We start from the raw sequence: 19051 nt of genomic DNA on the forward strand, positions 1-19051 counted from the left end.
CCGCCAACACCGAGATTTGATGGAGTCCGGGGCGGCAAAAATTCCACTTGCAATTGTGTTCCGCTGATGGATTGCTGTGGTTTTTGGCGGGAGCGAAAGAGCATGTCCATCGAACACTGGCTGGCATTTGTTGCGGCATCGGCAATCCTTCTGGCCATTCCCGGCCCGACCATCCTGCTGGTCATTTCCTATGCGCTTGGCCATGGCCGCCGCTTTGCCGCTGCAACCGTTGCGGGTGTGGCGCTGGGCGATTTCACTGCCATGACCGCCTCCATGCTGGGGCTTGGCGCCTTGCTTGCCGCCTCCGCCGCGATCTTCACCGTGCTCAAATGGATCGGCGCGGCCTATCTGATCTATCTCGGCATCAAGCTGTGGCGCGCCCCGGTGGCGGACACTGCCGCCACTGGCGATGCGCAGGAGAGCGATGGAAGCGCGCTGCGCATCTTCCTGCACACCTATGTGGTGACGGCGCTGAACCCCAAAAGCATCATCTTTTTCGTGGCGTTCCTGCCGCAGTTTCTCGACACGGCACGGCCGGTCTTCACCCAGATGCTGATCTTCGAGACGACATTCCTGGTGCTGGCAACGCTCAATGCCGGAACCTATGCGCTGATGGCCTCCATGGCGCGCCAGACCATCCGCAAGCCGAGGGTGCAGCGGGCGGTCAACCGCACCGGCGGTTCGCTGATGATCGGGGCAGGGCTGCTGGCGCTCGGCTGGAGGAAGGCATCCGCCTGACGGCGGGGGCATTGAAAGAAAATAATCATATTTAGGAAGATAGTCCTTGACCGCGTGACGCAACTTGTGTAAGGTCTGGTTATCGTCAGAAATGTGCCCGGATCATTCCGGTGGCGGGCGATCTGATCTTCCAGGAATTGGCCATGACAGTGATGGAGCGCGGCGAGAGCGCGCTGTGCCGTCGGCACGCCTATGATCTCTGCCGGCACTACGGGATTTCCGCCGATGCAATGGCGCCGGTGTTCGGCATCAGCCGGACGGAATTCGAGCAGCGCGTCCTCGATGACGGGCTGACGCTTGCACATCTGGAATGCCAGAACACGGAAATGACCCTCATTCACGATCTCATGGCGCTTGTACGCAAGGAGCTGGAGCAACTGCAACTGGGAGACGAGACGGCGACGGCGAAGACGCGGCTGGATGCCTTGGCGCAGCTTGCCCGCACCATGGATCGCCTCAGCGACATGCAGGAGAAGCGCGTTGAACAGCAGCGGTCCATGCTCATGCTGAGCCCGGAAGAATTGCGCGAAGCGCTGGTGCGCATCGACGGAAGAATCCATGAACTTGCCCTCTGCCGCGCCGACGAACTGGTGCAGCGACAATCTCAGCCCGGTGCAGATGCAGTCCCTGATCAACGAATGGGTGTTCCAGGGGCGGGCGAACCAGCAACCGCCGCATAGGGATTGGCGGACATGGCTGATCCTTGGCGGGCGCGGTTCCGGCAAGACCCGCGCCGGGGCGGAGTGGGTCAACAGCATCGTGCAGGGCTTTCCGCCCTTCCGGCCGCGGCCATCCCTCAGCATCGCGCTGGTGGGCGAAACGCTTGCCGATGTGCGCGAGGTCATGGTCGACGGCCCGTCCGGGATCATGGCGGTATCGCGGGCCGAGCGGCCGCGTTTCGAGGTGACGCGCCGGCGGCTCGTCTGGGCCAATGGCGCGACGGCGGCAATGTTCTCCTCGGAGGATCCCGACAGCCTGCGCGGGCCGCAATTCGATGCCGCGTGGGGCGACGAACTGGGCTGTCCGGCGGTCGACAAGGGCCCCAATCAGCCCAATGTCTTTCCCGATGCCAAATCCTCCGAGGGGGCGTTTCCGTATTTTTCCGATCACGGCCGCAGCGACCTCGCACAGAACCGTTTTCTGCGTGCCCATCTAGACCATTGGCACAGCCATGGCGGCGCCATGCTGAATACGGGCCGCGTCTATGTCTGGGCCTGGGATACGAGGCCGTTTCCGGAGTTTCCTCTTAACCGCAAGCTCTGGTCCGACGGCGACAACTGGACCTCGGGGCATTGGCTGAACGGCAGGCTTTCCGGGGTTGCGCTCGATGAGCTGATTGGTGCTGTTCTCGCCGATTTCGGCATTGCCGGGGTGGATGCGAGTGCGGCGGATGGCTTTGTCAGCGGTTTGATCGTCGAAGAGCCCGCACATGCCCGGTCGGTTCTTGAGCCGCTGCTTGAGGTTTTCGGCATCAACGCCTTCGAAGACGGTGCGACGCTGGTGTTTCAAAGCGCGGCGCGTATGCCCGCGCAAACCGCACTGATCGATGAATTCGTCGAGCCCGATGACAGGGGGGCGGTGCAGCGAAAGCTGCATGAAATCATGGAGCAGCCCGCCCGGGTCGAAATCGCCTATCGCGATCCGATGCTCGACTATCAGGTGGCGATGGCATCTGCCGGCAGGCCGGACGGCAAGGGAACGGAAAATCTTGCCATTGCCGCCATGCTTGAGGCGGGCCAGGTCAAAGGCCTGGCGGAGGACTGGCTGCAGGCACACCGTGCCGCCCGGCGGACCGTATCGTTCGAATTGCCGTGGAAGCATGCCGCCTTGAAGGTGGGCAGCCGCATCCGGCTGGATGGCTCCATGCCAGTCAAGGATTATCTCGTCACCTCCATTGAAGACGGCGCAACCCGCCGTGTCGAGGCAAAAGGCCTGCCCCGACATGTGCGGCATGCGGACAGGGCGGGATTGCCCGCTTCCGCGGCGACGGCAACTGTGGCGGTGTTCGGCCGTCCGCGTTTTCATCTGTGCGATCTGCCGATGTGGCCGGGTGCTGAAAATCCGCTTGATCAATTGCGGGTTGCCGCCTTTGCCAGGCCGTGGGCGGGCGCATCCGTTCATGCCTCGCCGGAAGACACCGGTTTTGAGGCGCGGGCCGCGCTGCCGGATCGGGCGGTGATGGGCAGGCTGGCGGAAACGCTGCCGGGCGGTGTCAGCGGGCGCCTGCTCGGCAATGCCGGTCTGGAGGTCGATCTTGACTTTGGCGAGCTGCGTTCAACCACGCTGCCGCAGCTCTTCAACGGGGCGAATTCGGCGCTTCTGGCATCCCCCGACGGCCAATGGGAAATCCTGCAGTTCCTGCATGCCGAGGAGGTTGCTGCCGACCGGTGGCGTTTGTCCGGCCTGCTGCGCGGGCAATGCGGAACCGAGCGGGAGGCGCTGCAGCCACGGGAAAGGCATACGCCCTTCATCCTTCTGGACGGTGCGGTGATACCGGCGGGATTGAAAGCCCGGGAAACGGGCTTGGCCTTGCACTGGCGCATTGGTGCGGCGGGCCAGGATTTTTCCGACCGCTATTTCAGCATGGTGACAATGACCGGAGGCATCCGGGCGCTCGAGCCGCTCGAACCCGTCCACCTCAGCGGCAGGGCAGATGAGCAGGGCAATCTGCATATTGCCTGGATACGGCGCGGGCGCATCGATGCGGACAGCTGGCTGGCTGCGGAAATTCCGCTGGGTGAGGAGCGCGAGGCCTATCGGATTGAAATACGGAGCAGCGGCAAATTGATCCGGTCGGCCGAGGTTGCGCGGCCGGAATGGCTTTATCCGTCGGCGCTGCGCCTGGCGGATTTCGGCAGTCTTGCAAGCGCAGTCGATTTCAGCGTCGCCATGATTTCCAGTGCTGCCGGTGCGGGCAGATTCGCCCGTGCCATTTTTGATACGCAGACAAAAGCCCTTTAAAATCAAACTGTTTCAAAAGGAATTGATTATGACCAATGAAAAACAATGGTACCTGTCAAAGACCATCTGGGCAGCAATCGCAACGATCGTCCTGTCCTGTTCAAGCTTCTTCAATGTGTCGCTGGATCATGACCTCGAGGCCCGGCTTGCCGATACCATCATGCAGTTTCTGACGGCGCTCAGCGGCATCGCCGCGCTTTTTGGCCGGCTGAGTGCAACGGCGCTCATTTCACGTAAAGAAATATAGTGTTAAAAGACGTGACCTGTGGCAAACCTGTTATCAAAGGCTCACGCCACGTCCAACTGTTCATGCATCGTTCAGACTGCGATTGATAATAATAGCGCCATGATGAAACACACACTTTTCTCCTTGCCCCTAGCGGCCCTGATTTCAGCATCCGGCGTGCTTCATGCCGGGGCTGTTCCGATTGCACCCGATGCATCGCAGAACGGTGCGTTGCTTCAGCTGGCTGCAGCCGACTGCTCGCAGGTCGGTCAGCAGGTGGCCCAGTCCCAGGGAGGCACCCTGGCGCGCGCCACCTCGCAGACGCAGAACGGCCGCGAGGTTTGCGTGGTCGTGGTGCTCATTCCCGGCAAGGACGGTGAACGTCCGCGCCGCGTCGAGGTTGCGGTTCCAGCGAACTGAGCCGGATGCCGTTTGATCTGTTGTTCAGCCTGTCCGGCGGGGAAAGTTGTGCATGAGAATACTCATCGTTGAAGATGACCGTGATCTGAATCGCCAGCTGGTCGAGGCAACGACCGAAGCCGGCTATGTGGTGGATCACGCTTTCGACGGCGAAGAGGGGCATTTTCTCGGCGATACGGAACCCTACGACGCGGTGATCCTGGATATCGGCCTGCCGCAGATGGACGGGCTGACGGTGCTTGAGAAGTGGCGGCGCGACGGGCGCATCATGCCCGTGCTGTTGCTCACCGCACGCGACCGCTGGAGCGACAAGGTGGCCGGCATCGATGCCGGGGCCGATGACTACGTCGCCAAGCCGTTCCACATCGAGGAAGTGCTGGCGCGCCTGCGCGCGCTGATTCGCCGGGCGGCGGGTCATGCCTCGTCGGAAATCACCTGCGGCCCGCTGCGCCTTGACACCAAGACGTCGAAGGCGGCGGTCAACGGCACAACGTTGAAGCTGACCTCACATGAATTCCGCCTGTTGTCCTACCTCATGCACCACATGGACGAGGTCGTTTCGCGCACCGAACTGGTGGAGCACCTCTACGATCAGGATTTCGACCGCGATTCGAACACGATTGAAGTGTTTGTCGGGCGGCTGCGCAAGAAAATGGGTATCGATCTGATCGAAACCATCCGCGGCATGGGCTATCGCATCAAATCCCAGGACAACAAGGCCTGACGGGCAGGAGCAGGGCACACGCGTGATCATACGGTTGACCCGCTACCTCCCCAATGTCCGGTCACTCTCCCTGCGCGTCATTCTCTTCTCGACGCTGTGGACCATCGTATCCTTCGTTGCCATCGCGACCATCATTTCGGCGCTCTATGGCGAAGCGCGCCAGCACAGCTTCCAGCAGCTGCTTTCGGCGCATCTGTTCAGCGTCATCGCCTCCGTCAGCGTGAATGACGGCACGCTGGTCGGGCGGCCGGACCCCGGCGAAGTGCGCTATTCCAGCCCGTTTTCCGGCTGGTACTGGTCCGTCGATCCGGTCGCGGACAATCTCAAGGGTTCGCTGCGGTCGATCTCGCTCGGCGGAAAGAGCATCGATTCTCCATCAACCCTGATGGTTCCCTTCGACACCTCGTTCCAGCGTTCCTATACGGAGCCGGGCCTGAAAGGTGAACAGCTCTCCATCGTCGAGACGGAAGTGGTGCTGGATGCGGAAAACCGCGTCGCCCGGTTTCGGGTGATGGGCAATCTGAGCGAGCTGGAAGGCGAAATCGCCGATTTCCGCAACACGCTCTATTTCTACCTCGGCGTTTTCGGCATTGCCGGAACGCTGATCAATGCGGCGGTCATCCTGTTCGGCTTGCGCCCGCTTGACCGCGTGCGCCGTTCGCTCGCCGATATCCGCGAGGGCAAGGTTTCGCGGCTTGACGAGGATCTGCCTATCGAGATTGCGCCGCTGGCGCGTGAAATGAATGCGCTGATCGAAAACAACCGCCGCATCATGGAGCGCTCGCGCACGCAGGTGGGCAATCTCGCCCATTCCCTGAAAACGCCCCTGTCGGTTCTGGCCAATGAAAGCCGGACGATCGGCGGCGTAAAGGGCAAGATCGTCGCCGAACAAAGCGCGGCCATGCAGGTGCAGATCCAGCACTATCTGCAGCGGGCCCGTGTGGCGGCGCAGCGCGACAGCGTGGTCTTTCGCGCGTCCGTCACCCCGATCCTGACGCGTCTCGTGCGTGTCACCGCCAAGCTCAATCCGGGCATGGATATGCGCTTCGACAACAGGATGCCCGATGCCGTGTTTGCGGGCGAGCAGGAAGACCTTGAGGAGATCGTCGGCAACCTTCTGGAAAATGCCGGGAAATGGGGACGCAGCGCCATCCGGCTTACGGTGTCGGCCGCCAATCGGGAAACCATGGACAATGCATTCGATATCAGCGTCGAGGATGACGGTCCGGGTCTCGCACCCGGCCAGATCAAGGATGCACTGACGCGCGGAAAACGCCTGGATGAGAGCAAGCCGGGAACCGGCCTCGGGCTGTCCATCGTCCATGACACCGTGCGCGAATATGGCGGAACGCTGCGCCTGGAACGCAGCGAGGACCTCGGCGGTTTGCGCGCGCGGATCACGCTTCCGGTGGCCGGCGACTGAATGGCGCTTGCAACGGGATGCCCAATCGGGTCATAAATGGTTGCCTAGCTATTGCCTTTGTTGCGAGGCCCCGTAAAAACGGACCCATGATGAAATCCCAGATTGCTCTTTCTCTTATTGCCGTTCTTCTTCTCTCCGCGTGCTCGACCACGTCGGGCGCCAAGGGTGGAGGCACCTTTGCCCGCCTGACCGGCAAATCGTCCCAGCCGGCAACCTCGGGCGTGCTTGCGCCGCTCGGCAATGGCCTGCTCGGCAGCCGCCTGGCGGCTTCACTCGATCCGGCTGACCGCAAGAGCGCGCTTCAGGCCGAATATCAGGCGTTGGAATATTCGCCTGCCGGCAAGGCTGTCGACTGGAAGAACAGTTCGGGCAGCCGCAGCGGCGAAGTGGTGGCGGCGCAGCCATACCAGGTCGGCTCGCAGAACTGCCGCCAGTATACCCACACCATCCGCATCGACGGAACGCCGCAGACGTCACGCGGGACGGCCTGCCGCAACGAAGACGGCAGCTGGACGCCGCTGATCTGACGCTTCCATAGCCCGATCATTTGCCCGCTTTGCGGCGAATTGCCCTAGCCGTGAAATCCATTTGGATTTTACGGCGCTTGCAGACTATGTCTCAACGCATGGTTTTCTGGATTTCTGCCGCACTGTTGACCGTTATCGCAACGCTCGTGGTGCTATTGCCGCTGACACGCCGCGTCAAAACAAGCGTGTCGGACAACACATATGATGTCGAGGTTTACCGTGACCAGTTGCGGGAGCTGGAGGCTGACGAAAAGCGTGGCATCATCGATGCGGCCAGCAGCGAACAGGCGCGCGCTGAAATCAGCCGGCGTCTGCTGAAGTCGGCGGCAGCCGCCGAAGCCGACAAAACGGTCTATCGCCCGCAGAAGAGCGCCACCCGCGAATGGCTGACGCTGGTGACCGTGCTGGCCATCCCGCTGCTTTCCTGGAGCATTTATGCCAAGACCGGCTCGCCGGATCTGCCGGCGCAGCCGCTGGCCGAGCGCCTGTCCCGTCCGGCGGATCAGGCGACACCCGCCGAGCTGATTGCCCGTGCCGAAGCGCATCTCACCCTCAATCCCGATGACGGGCAGGGATGGGAAGTGCTGGCGCCGATCTACCTGCGCACGGGACGCCCCGCCGATGCGGTGACCGCATACCGCAATGCCATCCGCCTGAACGGTGACAGCGGTCCGCGCCAAATGGGTCTGGGTGAAGCGTTGAGCGCCGTAGCGGGCGGCACGATGACGCCCGAGGCGGAAGCCAGTTTCAACCGGGCGCTCACGCTCAATCCCGGCGATATGCGCCCGCAGTTCTTCATCATCAACGGCTGGATGCAGCAGGGCAAGCTGGTTGAATCGCGCGACCTGATCCGCAAGCTGCTGGTCGATGCGCCCAGCGACGTGCCGTGGCGCGACGAGGCGCAGGCGGCGTTGACACGGCTCGACAAGGAGATCGCCGGCGATGCGCCGGATGTCAGCGACATCGACAGGGCGACAGGTCCCGATGCGTCGCAGGTCGAGGCGGCGGCCGGGATGAATGTCCAGGATCGCGCCGCCATGATCGAGGGCATGGTCTCCAGCCTTGCCGAAAAACTCAAACAATCACCCGACGATGTCGAGGGCTGGGAAAAGCTGGTCCGGTCCTATGTGGTTCTCAACCGCCCCAACGATGCGCTGGAAGCGCTGGCGAATGCTCGCAAAGTGTTGAGCGCCGACAAGGTTGCGCGTCTCGACGCAGTCGCCGATGATCTGGGCCTGGTGGAACAGCCCGGCGACACGCCGCGGGAGAAGAAATAATGACGCGCAAGCAGAAACGGCTTTCGGTGATCGGCGGCGCCCTGGTGGTGCTGGCCTGCGCGGCCGGCCTGGTGCTGTTTGCGCTGCAGCAGCGGATCGCGTTTTTCCGCATGCCGTCGGATATCGCCGCTGCGGACCTGCAGTCGGAATCGCGGTTCCGGCTGGGCGGCCTGGTTGAAAAGGGCAGCGTGGTGCGCGGTACGGGCACACGGATCACCTTTGCCGTCACCGATCACATCAAGAGCGTTCCCGTGACCTATGACGGTATCCTTCCCGATCTCTTCCGTGAGGATCAGGGCGTGGTGATCGAGGGCACGTTTGCGCCGGGCGGCGCGTTTCAGGCAGACAGTGTGCTTGCCAAGCATGACGAAAACTATATGCCCAAGGAAGTTGCCGACAGTCTGAAGGCCAAGGGCGTCTGGCAGGGGGAGAACAAGCAGCCATGACCGTTGAACTCGGACATTTCGCACTGGTTCTGGCGCTCGCCCTGTCCATCGTGCAGGCCGTGGTGCCCGTGTGGGGGGCGCGGCGCAACGACGACCGCATGATGGCCGTTGCCGTTCCCGCCGCCTTCACGGTCTTTGCCCTGATCGCGCTTGCCTTTGTCGCGCTGACATCCGCGTACATCGTGTCGGATTTCTCCCTGCAGAATGTCTGGGAGAACTCGCATTCGCAAAAGCCGATGCTGTACAAGATCACCGGCGTCTGGGGCAATCATGAAGGCTCCATGCTGCTGTGGGTGCTCATCCTGACATTCTTCAGCGCACTGGTTGCCTTCTTCGGCAACAATCTGCCGCCGTCGCTCAAAGCCAATGTGCTGGGCGTGCAGGCCTGGATCGGCTCGGCGTTCCTGCTGTTCATCGTTGCCACATCCAATCCGTTCACACGCACCAGTCCTGCACCGATCGAAGGGCAGGACCTCAACCCGATCCTGCAGGACATTGGTCTCGCCATCCATCCGCCGCTGCTTTACCTCGGCTATGTCGGCTTTTCCGTCTGCTTCTCCTTTGCTGTCGCGGCGCTCATCGACGGGCGTATCGACGCCGCCTGGGCGCGCTGGGTGCGGCCATGGACGCTGACGGCCTGGATGTTCCTGACCGGCGGCATCGCCATGGGTTCCTACTGGGCCTATTACGAGCTTGGCTGGGGCGGCTGGTGGTTCTGGGACCCGGTTGAAAACGCCTCGTTCATGCCGTGGCTTGCTGGAACGGCGCTGCTGCACTCGGCCCTGGTGATGGAAAAGCGCTCGGCCCTGAAAATCTGGACGGTGCTGCTGGCGATCCTGACCTTCTCCCTGTCGCTGCTCGGCACCTTCCTCGTCCGCTCGGGCGTCCTGACCTCGGTGCATACCTTTGCCACAGATCCGGGCCGCGGCCTGTTCATTCTTGCCATTCTCGTGCTTTTCATCGGCGGATCGCTGGCGCTGTTCGCGCGCCGCGCCCAGACGCTGGCGCCGGGCGGCCTGTTCCAGCCGATCTCGCGCGAAGGGGCGCTGGTGTTCAACAACCTCTTCCTGACGACGGCGGCCGCAACGGTGCTGATCGGCACGCTCTATCCGCTGCTCCTGGAAACATTGACCGGCGAAAAGATTTCCGTCGGGCCGCCGTTCTTCAACATGACCTTTGGTCCGCTGATGATCCCGCTGCTGGCCGCCGTGCCGTTCGGACCGCTGCTGGCATGGAAGCGCGGTGATATCCTTGGCGTCGCCCAGCGGCTGATGATGGCATTCTTCCTCGCCCTGCTGGTGGTGGCCGTGGTTCTTTACAAGACCTCGGGCACGGCGATCTTCTCGGCGTTCGGCATCGGCCTGGCGTTCTGGCTGATGCTGGGCGCACTCACCGATCTTTCCCTGAAAGCCGGTTTTGGCAAGGCGCCCGTCAGCGTCATGCTGCGGCGGCTGGCCGGCCTGCCGAAATCGGTGTTCGGCACCGCCTTCGCGCATTTCGGCCTTGGCGTCACCCTTTTGGGCATCGTTGTCGTCTCGACCTTTGCCACGGAAGACGTGACGGTGATGAAGCCGGGCCAGACCGTCCGCGTGGCCGATTACACGCTCCGTTTTGACCGCATCGATCCGGTCAAGGATTCGAATTTCACCGAGGATCAGGGCAAGTTCACCATCCTCGACAGCGCGGCGCGGGAGGTGGACACGATGATGTCGTCCAAGCGCTTCTACCCCGTGCGCAAGATGCAGACCACCGAAGCGGGCATCAAGACATTCCTCTTCAGCCAGCTCTATGTCTCGCTGGGCGACGCCACGCCGGATGGCGGCATGGTCGTGCGCGTCTGGTGGAAACCCTATGTCACGCTGATCTGGCTCGGCGCGCTGGTGATGATGGCGGGCGGTGCCATGTCCCTGGCTGACCGGCGCCTGCGGGTCGGCGCACCCGGCAAGGCAAAAGCTGCCAAGCCGCAGCGGGCGAGGGGAGCCATGGCATGAGGCGCGCGCTTGCCGCGGTTTTGCTGTTGCTGACAGCCCTGAGCTTCGCGGCGACCGGCGCACGCGCCGTCTCGCCCGACGAGATGCTGGCCAACCCGGCACTGGAGACACGGGCGCGCACCCTCTCCACCGAGCTGCGCTGCATGGTGTGCCAGAACCAGTCGATCGATGATTCCAACGCGGACCTGGCCAGGGATTTGCGCGTGCTGGTGCGTGAACGGCTGACGGCAGGCGATACGGACGAGCAGGTGCTTGATTTCATCGTCGCCCGCTACGGCGAATTCGTCCTGTTGAAGCCGCGCCTGATGCTGAGCACGATCCTGCTGTGGGGCTTTCCCGTTGCGGCGCTGGTTGCCGGTGCCATCGCCATCGTGGTTTCGATTCGCCGCCGCCGCCGTTCCCCTCTGGAAACGCCGCCGCTGTCCGACAGCGAAAAGAAGCAGCTCAAGAAACTCCTGGCTGCTTCCAACGATTGATCCGCAACTGCTATTTGCGATGCGCGCCGATGACTGATTCCACATTCTGCCTGTGGACCGGCTCGTAGGGTGCATAATAGGTCAGCACGCCCGAACGGAAATCGTCCGCCGTAAACGCCTGCAGGTCATCGCCAGCCAGCTCCGGCTCGTTGCGCAGGCGCATCAGCTTGCTGACATAGCGCCCCGTGGCGGCAATCAGTTCCGGTCCATAGCCGCCGGCCACGATCACATTCTCCGCGCCGTGATTGGGCAGGATTTTTTCGATATCCCAGGTTGAAATCCGTTCCAGATCGAGCAGGTGGTTTTCCAGCCGCTTCGGTTCCGCCACATAGGTGATCGGCTCCTCCAGCGCGTCGCCGGCAAACAGCAGCTTCAGATGCGGCAGGATCATCACCGTGCCGTCATGGCTGTGAATATCCACGTGGCGCAGCTGCACCGCGATGTCGCCGATCTTCAGATCGCGCTCGCCCGTGAAGATGCTGTTGGGCATGACCAGCGGCCGGATGGGCGGCGTGCCGTTCTCCAGCCGTTCCCTGTTGTCGGTGAGCGCCTTGGCCGTCAGGTCATTGGCGATGATCTCGCAATCGGCAAACACCGCATTGCCCGCCACATGATCCACATGCCAGTGGCTGAGCACCACGCGGATGTGCCGCACACCTGCTTCCTGCAGCGTGTTGCGGATCAGCGCCGCATGCTGGTTTGAAATGCTGGTGTCATAAACGAGAGCTTCCTCGCCGGAAACGACGGCGTAGGAACACAGGCCAAGCGTATAGGCTCCGTCATCCAGCCAGTTCGGATCGGCGGAATAGGCGCGCGCGCCGTCTATCCTGCCATCGTAAAATGCATAAACGCCCGGATAGGGCTGGTGCGTACGCATTGTGGATCCGAGCGGCGGCATTGATGGCATATGGGCTATCCTCCAGTGGCTGACGAATCGCAGCGCCAGAAAATTATCTTACAAATTTGTCATGTTGCGGAAATGGCGGCGTAACGTTCTTATCTGTATCACTGTTGGTTATTAAACGGTCGGATTTCCGATCGGGCGTCCAAGGAGAAAGTTTTATGTCTAACAATCGTACGTCCTCCACATACCGCAAGGGCATTGCTGCCGCGCTGCTCGCCTCGGCGCTCGCCGGGGGACTGCTGGCCACAGGCCCGCTCGCTGCCGTTGTGCCTGCGCAGGCTGAAGCCGTGCGTGTAGACGGCGCGCAGCAGCCCGGCTTTGCCGATGTCGTTGAAAAGGTGAGCCCCGCTGTTGTCAGTGTCCGCGTGAAGAGCTCCGTCCAGCAGACCGCCGATGACGGTTCGGGCATTCCCGGCTTCGACCAGCTTCCCGACAATCATCCGCTCAAGCGCTTCTTCTATGAATTCGGCGGCCCGAACGGCCAGCGCGGCATGCAGCCGCGCAAGGGTCAGCGCGATCACCAGAACCGTCCGGACCGCATGCGTCCCACCGCGCAGGGCTCCGGCTTCTTCATTTCGGAGGATGGCTATCTCGTCACCAATGACCACGTGGTCGAAGACGGCAGCACCTACACGGTTGTACTCAATGATGGCACCGAACTCGATGCCAAGCTGATCGGCAAGGACAAGCGTACCGATCTCGCCGTTCTCAAGGTCGACGACAAGCGCAAGTTCACCTACGTGTCCTTCGGCGATGACAACAAGATGCGTGTTGGCCAGTGGGTCGTTGCGGTTGGCAATCCCTTCGGTCTCGGCGGCACGGTGACGGCCGGTATCATTTCGGCCCGCGGCCGCGATATCGGCGCCGGTCCTTATGATGACTTCCTGCAGATCGATGCGGCCGTCAACAAGGGCAATTCCGGCGGTCCGGCTTTCAACCTGAACGGCGAAGTCGTCGGCATCAACACCGCGATCTACTCGCCGTCGGGCGGCAGCGTCGGCATCGCCTTCGCCATCCCGTCGACGACGGCCAAGATGGTCGTCGACCAGCTGATCAAGACCGGCACCGTCTCCCGTGGCTGGATCGGTGTGCAGATACAGCCGGTCAGCAAGGAAATCGCCGAATCGCTTGGCCTTTCCGAAGAGAAGGGTGCGCTGGTTGCCGAACCGCAGTCCGATGGGCCCGCCGCCAAGGCCGGTATCCAGTCGGGCGACGTGATCACCGCCGTCAATGGCGAGACGGTCTCCGATCCGCGCGATCTGGCCAAGAAGATTGCCGCGATCAATCCGGGCAAGGATGCCGAACTCACCGTCTGGCGCAAGGGCGAGGCCAAGTCGCTCAACGTGTCGATCAAGTCGATGCCCGGCGATGACAAGCAGGCATCGAACAAGGACAGCGGCGGCAAGCATCAGGATCCGGCTTCGGTGCTGGATGATTACGGCCTGACGGTTGTTCCTTCCGACGATGGCAAGGGTGTCGTGGTGACCGATGTGGATCGCTCCGGCGATGCCGCCGACAAGGGCATCACGACCGGCGACATCATCGTCTCGGTCAACAACAAGCCGGTCAAGAGCGGCTCCGACATCGATGCGGCGATTGCCGAAGCGACGAAGAGCGGACGCAAGGCCGTTCTCCTGCAGGTGCAGACCAACGACCAGTCGCGGTTCGTGGCCCTGCCCATCAACCAGGGCTAAGCGGTCCGGATAGGATTGCAGCGGCGCTGCACCTGTCCCCCGTTAGCGCCAAAGCAAAGGGCAGCAGATTGTCGACAGATCTGCTGCCCGCTTGCCGTAAAGGGTGCCATTGCTATGGTGCTTACCTCTGTCTCAAAACCGGCTTAGAATGAACGTCATGAAGATTCTCGTTATTGAAGATGACCGTGAAGCGGCCCGTTATCTGGAAAAGGCCTTTGCCGAGGCCGGGCACTCCGCCGATCTGGCAGGCGATGGCGAGACCGGCTATACCCTGGCGGAGCAGGGCAGCTATGATGCGCTGATCGTTGACCGCATGCTGCCGCGCCGTGACGGCCTGTCCGTTGTCGCGGCCCTGCGCGCCCAGGGCATCGATACGCCGGCGCTCATTCTTTCCGCGCTGGGGCAGGTGGATGACCGGGTAACCGGCCTGCGCGCCGGCGGCGATGATTATCTCACCAAACCCTATGCATTCTCGGAATTGCTGGCGCGCATCGAAGTGCTGCAGCGCCGTTCCAGCCCGAAAGAGGCGGAAACCATGTACCGGGTCGGCGATCTGGAACTCGACCGCCTGTCCCACACGGCCAAGCGCGCCGGGCAGGCCATTGTCCTGCAGCCGCGTGAATTCCGCCTGCTGGAATATCTGATGCGTCACTCCGGCCAGGTGGTGACCCGCACCATGCTGCTTGAGCATGTCTGGGATTATCATTTCGACCCGCAGACCAATGTGATCGACGTGCACGTCTCGCGCCTGCGCGGCAAGATCGAGAAGGGTTTCGACACGCCCCTGCTGCACACGGTGCGCGGCGCCGGCTACATGCTCAAGGCTGGCGGAATCGATGCATGAGCCGCTTTCTTGCCATGATGAAAATGACAGCCGTCCGGCTGTCAGCGCTGTATCTTCTGCTTTTTACCGTCTGCGCCATCGTGCTGGTCTTCTACATGACCAGTCTTTCCGTCAATCTTCTCACATCCCAGACTGAAGCCGCCGTCAACGAGGAGGTCGAAAGCGTCGGCCAGTCCTATCAGCGCGCCGGCATTGCCGGTCTTGTGCGCTCGGTTGACCGGCGCAGCCGTCAGCCCGGCGCCTATCTCTATCTCGTCGCCGATCCCGCCGGACGCATCGTCGCCGGCAATGTGCAGAGCATCGAGGCGGGCGTTCTGCAGACCGACGGATGGATCGAGCGGCCGATTGCCTATGAGCGCTATGGCGAAACCAGCAGCGATCCGCAGGTGCATACCGCCATCGCGCGGGTGATCGTCATGCCCAATGGCATCCGCGTCATGGTCGGCCGCGATCTGGGCGAGCCGGAAAAGATCAGGCTCGTGGTCCGGCGTTCGCTCGGCGCGGCGCTGGGCATCATGGGCATCGGTGCGTTTCTGATCTGGTTTTTCGTCGGGCGACGCGCATTGCACCGGATCGATGAGGTTTCCGCCGCGTCGCAGCGCATCATGGGCGGTGATCTCGCCGGACGCCTGCCGGTCAGCGGGTCGGGGGATGAGTTCGACCGTCTGGCCGCCAATCTCAACGGCATGCTGGCACGCATCCAGGAATTGAACGAAGGGGTGCGCCACGTCTCCGACAATATCGCGCATGACCTCAAGACACCGCTGACCCGCATGCACAACCGGGCGGAATCCGCCCTTGCCAATGCCACGACCACCAAGGCCTATCGGGCGGCGCTGGACGGGATGATTGCCGATTCCGACCAGCTGATCCGCACCTTCAATGCCATTCTGATGATTTCGCGGCTGGAATCCGGTTATTCCTCCGAGACGATGGAGCTGTTGCCGCTGTCGACGGTCGTGCAGGACGTCTATGAGCTGTACGAGCCCACGGCCGAAGAGGCGGGCATCCGTTTCGTTCTGGGCGCGGAGGATGCAACGCCGGTCCGCATCAACCGCGAGCTGGTCGGGCAGACCATCTCCAATCTGGTCGACAACGCCATCAAATATGCCGGCGGCGGTGAAAAGCCGGTGGAAATATCCCTCGCTGTGGAAAAGCAGGATCACACGATCCGGGTGATTGTCACCGACAATGGCCCGGGCATCCCGCCCGATCAGGTGGATCGGGCCACGGAGCGTTTCGTGCGCCTGGAGGAAAGCCGTTCGCAACCGGGGTCAGGACTGGGTCTCAGTCTTGCCAAGGCGGTGATGAAATTGCACGGTGGCACTCTGGAATTGCAGGACAATGCTCCGGGGCTGCGCGCTGTGCTCGCTTTCCCGGTGGGGGAGGAGACCAAATGAATGTCAGGACGAGGGCATCCGGCCTTGATGATGCAGCGTTTTTCGCCCGCGATCTGCGCCCGCTGACACCGCTGGACAAGAAGGCGGCCGCCGCCTTTCTGGCCGAGCTTGCCGACAGCGCCGCCGGGAAGGAATGTCCCGCCACCGCTGGCGTGAAGGGCCATGGACAAGCGGCAGCCTTCCTCGCAGCTGTCCTCGACCTCTCGCCCTATCTGCGCACGGTCTTCATCCGCCGCCCTGCCATCCTGGAACCGCTGTTCGCCATGCCGCTGGCTCAGCGTCTGGACGCGCTCATGCAGAGCGTGGCGGCAAGCTCGGAAGCCGAAAACATCACCGAAACCGGCATTATGGCTGTCCTGCGCCAGCTGAAGCTGGAGGGGCATGTGCTGATCGCGCTGGGCGATCTTTCCGGCGTGTTCGATACGGCAGAAACAACCCGCTGGCTGTCGCGGCTGGCGGAAGAATGCGTGCGGGCGGCGGTGCGGTTCCTGCTGCGCGATGCGCACGAGTCCGGCAAACTCAAGCTTCCGGACCCGCAACACCCGGAAAAGCAGTGCGGCTGGATCATCCTCGCCATGGGCAAGTTCGGCGCGTTCGAACTGAACTATTCCTCCGATATCGACCTGATCGTCTTCATCGACGAGCACAGCCCGGCCATTCCCGATCCCTATGAATGCGTCGAAACGTTTTCGCGGCTGACGCGGCGTCTGGTGCGCATCCTGCAGGACCGCACCGCCGACGGCTATGTCTTCCGCACCGATCTGCGCCTGCGCCCCGATCCCGGATCAACCCCGCTGGCAATTCCCGTCGGCGCAGCGCTCAACTATTATGAGGGGCGCGGCCAGAACTGGGAACGCGCGGCCATGATCAAGGCGCGGCCCGTCGCCGGCGATATCGCTGCGGGCAGGCAGGTGCTGGCGGAGCTTGCGCCCTATGTCTGGCGCAAATATCTCGACTATGCCGCCATTGCCGACGTGCATTCGATCAAGCGGCAAATCCACGCCCACAAGGGCCATGGCGAAATTGCCGTGCGCGGGCACAACGTCAAGCTTGGCCGGGGCGGCATCCGCGAAATCGAATTTTTCGTGCAGACCCAGCAGCTGATTGCCGGCGGCCGCTTTCCGCAGCTGCGCGGCTCGCGCACGGTGGACATGCTGGCGGCGCTCAACGGCCTTGGCTGGATCAGTGCGGAGGCACGCGACACGCTGGTGGAGAAATACGGTTTTCTGCGCGATGTGGAGCATCGCATCCAGATGATCGCCGACGAGCAGACCCACATGCTGCCGGAAGACGACGAGAATTTCCTGCGGGTGGCCCACATGATGGGCTATCGCGACGGTGACGCCTTTGCCGCTGATTTCCGCCAGTCGCTGAAAACCGTCGAAACGCACTATGCGGCGCTGTTCGAACAGGCGCAGGAGCTGGCGGGCGAGGCCGGCAATCTGGTGTTCACCGGCGATGTCGACGATCCCGATACGCTGGAAACCCTGGCGAAATTCGGCTTCGAACGCCCGAGCGATATCTGCCGCGTCATCCGCACCTGGCATTTCGGCCGCTACCGCGCCACCCAATCGGCGGAATCGCGCGAGCGCCTGACCGAACTCACGCCCGTGCTGCTCAAGGCCTTCGGCGCGACAAGCCGGGCCGACGAAGCGCTGATGCGTTTCGATGAGATGATCAAGGGCCTGCCCGCCGGCATCCAGCTGTTCAGCCTTTTGCAGTCCAACCCGCGGCTGCTTGATCTGCTCGTCCTGATCATGGGCGCTGCGCCGCGCCTTGCCGACATCATCACCCGCAAACCGCATGTCTTCGACGGCATGCTCGATCCGGCGATCTTCGCCGATATTCCGACCCGCGCCTATCTGGCCGAGCGGCTGGAAAACTTTCTCGGGCCGGCCCAGGTCTATGAGGACATTCTCGACCGCCTGCGGATTTTTGCAGCCGAGCATCGCTTTCTCATCGGCATCCGGCTTCTGACCGGCGCCATCGACGGCATCCGGGCAGGCAAGGCCTTTTCCGATCTCGCCGATCTGGTCATCGACCGGGCCCTGCAGGCGGTGATCGACGAATTCGCCAGCAAGCACGGCGCCGTATCCGGCGGGCGCATCGCCATTCTCGGCATGGGCAAGCTCGGCAGCCGCGAGCTGACCGCAGGCTCGGACATCGATCTCATCCTGCTCTATGACCATGATGCAGATGCCGAGGAATCCGATGGCGAAAAGCAGCTGGCGCCATCGCAATACTATATGCGGCTGACCCAGCGCCTGATCGCGGCGCTTTCCGCCCCGACGGCGGAGGGCGTTCTCTACGAAGTGGATTTCCGCCTGCGCCCCTCCGGCAACAAGGGGCCGGTGGCGACGCATATCGATTCCTTCCGTAAGTATCAACGCACGGAAGCCTGGACCTGGGAACACATGGCGTTGACCCGGGCGCGGCCCGTGGCGGGCGATACCGCGCTGTTCGGCGAGATCGAGACTGATATCAGCGAGATTCTCAGCCTGCCGCGCGACCCGGCAAAGATCGCCAAGGACGTAGCCGAAATGCGGGCGCTGCTGGAAACGGAGAAGCCGCCGCGCGATGCCTGGGACATGAAGCTGGTTCCCGGCGGCATCATCGATCTGGAATTCATCGCCCAGTTTGCCGTACTCACCGGCAATGTCGAGGGTCCGATCATCGCCCATTCGACGGCTGAGGTGCTGACAAAGCTCAAGGCCGGTTTTGCCGCGCCTGTCGTGACGGATCAGCTGGTGGGCGCGGCCAATCTTTATACGGAGTTGACGCAGATCATCCGGCTGTGCCTGAACAGCGACACCCGGCGCGAGGATTTTCCGCCCGGCCTCGGCGATCTCCTGTGCCGCGCCTGCGATCTTCCCGATCTCGGGCGGGTGGAAACCCATCTGGAAGACACGGCCAAATCGGTCCGCAAGACATTCAATGCGGTGCTGCGTGACGCCCAACGGAAAAACTGATCGGAAAATATCTGCTTGAACTGATATCTGT

The 19051-nt window shown here is 62.4% G+C and carries 17 protein-coding genes; 16 read left to right on the forward strand and 1 reads right to left on the reverse strand.

The genetic code is table 11. The features are described from left to right. Positions 1-102: 102 nt before the first annotated feature. The 12 genes from AC1Q5O_RS02065 (at position 103) to AC1Q5O_RS02120 (ending at position 11209) form a co-directional block, all read left to right on the forward strand. The gene (locus AC1Q5O_RS02065) at positions 103-738 is read left to right on the forward strand and encodes a LysE family translocator (RefSeq protein WP_492561754.1); all 636 of its coding nucleotides are present in this window, start codon (positions 103-105) and stop codon (positions 736-738) included. Positions 739-881: 143 nt separating this feature from the next. Next, on the forward strand, positions 882-1418 hold the full coding sequence (locus AC1Q5O_RS02070) for a hypothetical protein (protein WP_492561755.1): 537 nt from the start codon (positions 882-884) through the stop codon (positions 1416-1418). Continuing rightward, positions 1303-3699 (forward strand): phage tail protein, encoded by a 2397-nt coding sequence (locus tag AC1Q5O_RS02075; protein ID WP_492563059.1) that lies wholly within the window; start codon positions 1303-1305, stop codon positions 3697-3699. Before AC1Q5O_RS02070 ends, AC1Q5O_RS02075 begins: the two co-directional genes overlap by 116 nt. Before the next feature lie 28 nt (positions 3700-3727). Next, on the forward strand, positions 3728-3946 hold the full coding sequence (locus AC1Q5O_RS02080; RefSeq protein ID WP_223611376.1) for a hypothetical protein: 219 nt from the start codon (positions 3728-3730) through the stop codon (positions 3944-3946). Positions 3947-4045: 99 nt separating this feature from the next. Next, positions 4046-4345, forward strand: coding sequence for a hypothetical protein (locus tag AC1Q5O_RS02085; protein WP_374042749.1), 300 nt, complete (start codon positions 4046-4048; stop codon positions 4343-4345). A gap of 52 nt (positions 4346-4397) precedes the next feature. Further along, positions 4398-5069, forward strand: coding sequence for a response regulator transcription factor (locus tag AC1Q5O_RS02090; protein ID WP_105736062.1), 672 nt, complete (start codon positions 4398-4400; stop codon positions 5067-5069). Positions 5070-5148: 79 nt separating this feature from the next. After that, positions 5149-6492 carry an ATP-binding protein gene (locus AC1Q5O_RS02095; RefSeq protein WP_223612369.1) on the forward strand — a complete coding sequence of 448 codons (1344 nt, stop codon included), beginning with the start codon at positions 5149-5151 and terminating at the stop codon, positions 6490-6492. Between the two features lie 89 nt (positions 6493-6581). Then, positions 6582-7019, forward strand: coding sequence for an RT0821/Lpp0805 family surface protein (locus tag AC1Q5O_RS02100; protein ID WP_288194122.1), 438 nt, complete (start codon positions 6582-6584; stop codon positions 7017-7019). Positions 7020-7117: 98 nt separating this feature from the next. Beyond that, positions 7118-8296 (forward strand): c-type cytochrome biogenesis protein CcmI, encoded by a 1179-nt coding sequence (ccmI, locus tag AC1Q5O_RS02105; RefSeq protein ID WP_426137164.1) that lies wholly within the window; start codon positions 7118-7120, stop codon positions 8294-8296. Then, on the forward strand, positions 8296-8742 hold the full coding sequence (gene ccmE, locus AC1Q5O_RS02110; protein ID WP_346307418.1) for a cytochrome c maturation protein CcmE: 447 nt from the start codon (positions 8296-8298) through the stop codon (positions 8740-8742). Before ccmI ends, ccmE begins: the two co-directional genes overlap by 1 nt. Next, positions 8739-10733, forward strand: coding sequence for a heme lyase CcmF/NrfE family subunit (locus tag AC1Q5O_RS02115; protein ID WP_492561756.1), 1995 nt, complete (start codon positions 8739-8741; stop codon positions 10731-10733). Before ccmE ends, AC1Q5O_RS02115 begins: the two co-directional genes overlap by 4 nt. After that, positions 10730-11209, forward strand: coding sequence for a cytochrome c-type biogenesis protein (locus AC1Q5O_RS02120; protein ID WP_346307420.1), 480 nt, complete (start codon positions 10730-10732; stop codon positions 11207-11209). Before AC1Q5O_RS02115 ends, AC1Q5O_RS02120 begins: the two co-directional genes overlap by 4 nt. Positions 11210-11219: 10 nt before the next feature. On the opposite strand, the gene AC1Q5O_RS02125 is transcribed toward AC1Q5O_RS02120, so the two are convergent. Further along, positions 11220-12086, reverse strand: coding sequence for an MBL fold metallo-hydrolase (locus AC1Q5O_RS02125; RefSeq protein ID WP_492561757.1), 867 nt, complete (start codon positions 12084-12086; stop codon positions 11220-11222). Positions 12087-12271: 185 nt separating this feature from the next. Here AC1Q5O_RS02125 and AC1Q5O_RS02130 point away from each other — a divergent pair, with 185 nt between their 5' ends. From AC1Q5O_RS02130 to AC1Q5O_RS02145, 4 genes are all read left to right on the forward strand, one after another. After that, on the forward strand, positions 12272-13807 hold the full coding sequence (locus tag AC1Q5O_RS02130; RefSeq protein WP_346307422.1) for a Do family serine endopeptidase: 1536 nt from the start codon (positions 12272-12274) through the stop codon (positions 13805-13807). A gap of 157 nt (positions 13808-13964) precedes the next feature. Beyond that, on the forward strand, positions 13965-14651 hold the full coding sequence (locus AC1Q5O_RS02135; protein WP_223611368.1) for a response regulator transcription factor: 687 nt from the start codon (positions 13965-13967) through the stop codon (positions 14649-14651). Next, on the forward strand, positions 14648-16051 hold the full coding sequence (locus AC1Q5O_RS02140) for a sensor histidine kinase (RefSeq protein WP_463011476.1): 1404 nt from the start codon (positions 14648-14650) through the stop codon (positions 16049-16051). The genes AC1Q5O_RS02135 and AC1Q5O_RS02140 overlap by 4 nt, the downstream gene beginning before the upstream one ends. Then, positions 16048-19020, forward strand: coding sequence for a bifunctional [glutamine synthetase] adenylyltransferase/[glutamine synthetase]-adenylyl-L-tyrosine phosphorylase (locus AC1Q5O_RS02145; RefSeq protein WP_492561758.1), 2973 nt, complete (start codon positions 16048-16050; stop codon positions 19018-19020). Before AC1Q5O_RS02140 ends, AC1Q5O_RS02145 begins: the two co-directional genes overlap by 4 nt. Positions 19021-19051: the final 31 nt, after the last annotated feature.

The organism is Phyllobacterium sp. MT110 (assembly GCF_058792715.1).

What these genes read in the sequence shown, in the direction of transcription:
- AC1Q5O_RS02130 (WP_346307422.1), top strand. Translation starts at nt 12,272, where the DNA reads ATGTCTAACAATCGTACGTCCTCCACATACCGCAAGGGCATTGCTGCC.
- AC1Q5O_RS02145 (WP_492561758.1), top strand. Translation starts at nt 16,048, where the DNA reads ATGAATGTCAGGACGAGGGCATCCGGCCTTGATGATGCAGCGTTTTTC.
- AC1Q5O_RS02065 (WP_492561754.1), top strand. Translation starts at nt 103, where the DNA reads ATGTCCATCGAACACTGGCTGGCATTTGTTGCGGCATCGGCAATCCTT.
- AC1Q5O_RS02115 (WP_492561756.1), top strand. Translation starts at nt 8,739, where the DNA reads ATGACCGTTGAACTCGGACATTTCGCACTGGTTCTGGCGCTCGCCCTG.
- AC1Q5O_RS02080 (WP_223611376.1), top strand. Translation starts at nt 3,728, where the DNA reads ATGACCAATGAAAAACAATGGTACCTGTCAAAGACCATCTGGGCAGCA.
- AC1Q5O_RS02085 (WP_374042749.1), top strand. Translation starts at nt 4,046, where the DNA reads ATGATGAAACACACACTTTTCTCCTTGCCCCTAGCGGCCCTGATTTCA.
- ccmE (WP_346307418.1), top strand. Translation starts at nt 8,296, where the DNA reads ATGACGCGCAAGCAGAAACGGCTTTCGGTGATCGGCGGCGCCCTGGTG.
- AC1Q5O_RS02090 (WP_105736062.1), top strand. Translation starts at nt 4,398, where the DNA reads ATGAGAATACTCATCGTTGAAGATGACCGTGATCTGAATCGCCAGCTG.
- AC1Q5O_RS02100 (WP_288194122.1), top strand. Translation starts at nt 6,582, where the DNA reads ATGAAATCCCAGATTGCTCTTTCTCTTATTGCCGTTCTTCTTCTCTCC.
- AC1Q5O_RS02120 (WP_346307420.1), top strand. Translation starts at nt 10,730, where the DNA reads ATGAGGCGCGCGCTTGCCGCGGTTTTGCTGTTGCTGACAGCCCTGAGC.
- ccmI (WP_426137164.1), top strand. Translation starts at nt 7,118, where the DNA reads ATGGTTTTCTGGATTTCTGCCGCACTGTTGACCGTTATCGCAACGCTC.
- AC1Q5O_RS02140 (WP_463011476.1), top strand. Translation starts at nt 14,648, where the DNA reads ATGAGCCGCTTTCTTGCCATGATGAAAATGACAGCCGTCCGGCTGTCA.
- AC1Q5O_RS02070 (WP_492561755.1), top strand. Translation starts at nt 882, where the DNA reads ATGACAGTGATGGAGCGCGGCGAGAGCGCGCTGTGCCGTCGGCACGCC.
- AC1Q5O_RS02125 (WP_492561757.1), bottom strand. Translation starts at nt 12,086, where the DNA reads ATGCGTACGCACCAGCCCTATCCGGGCGTTTATGCATTTTACGATGGC.
- AC1Q5O_RS02135 (WP_223611368.1), top strand. Translation starts at nt 13,965, where the DNA reads ATGAAGATTCTCGTTATTGAAGATGACCGTGAAGCGGCCCGTTATCTG.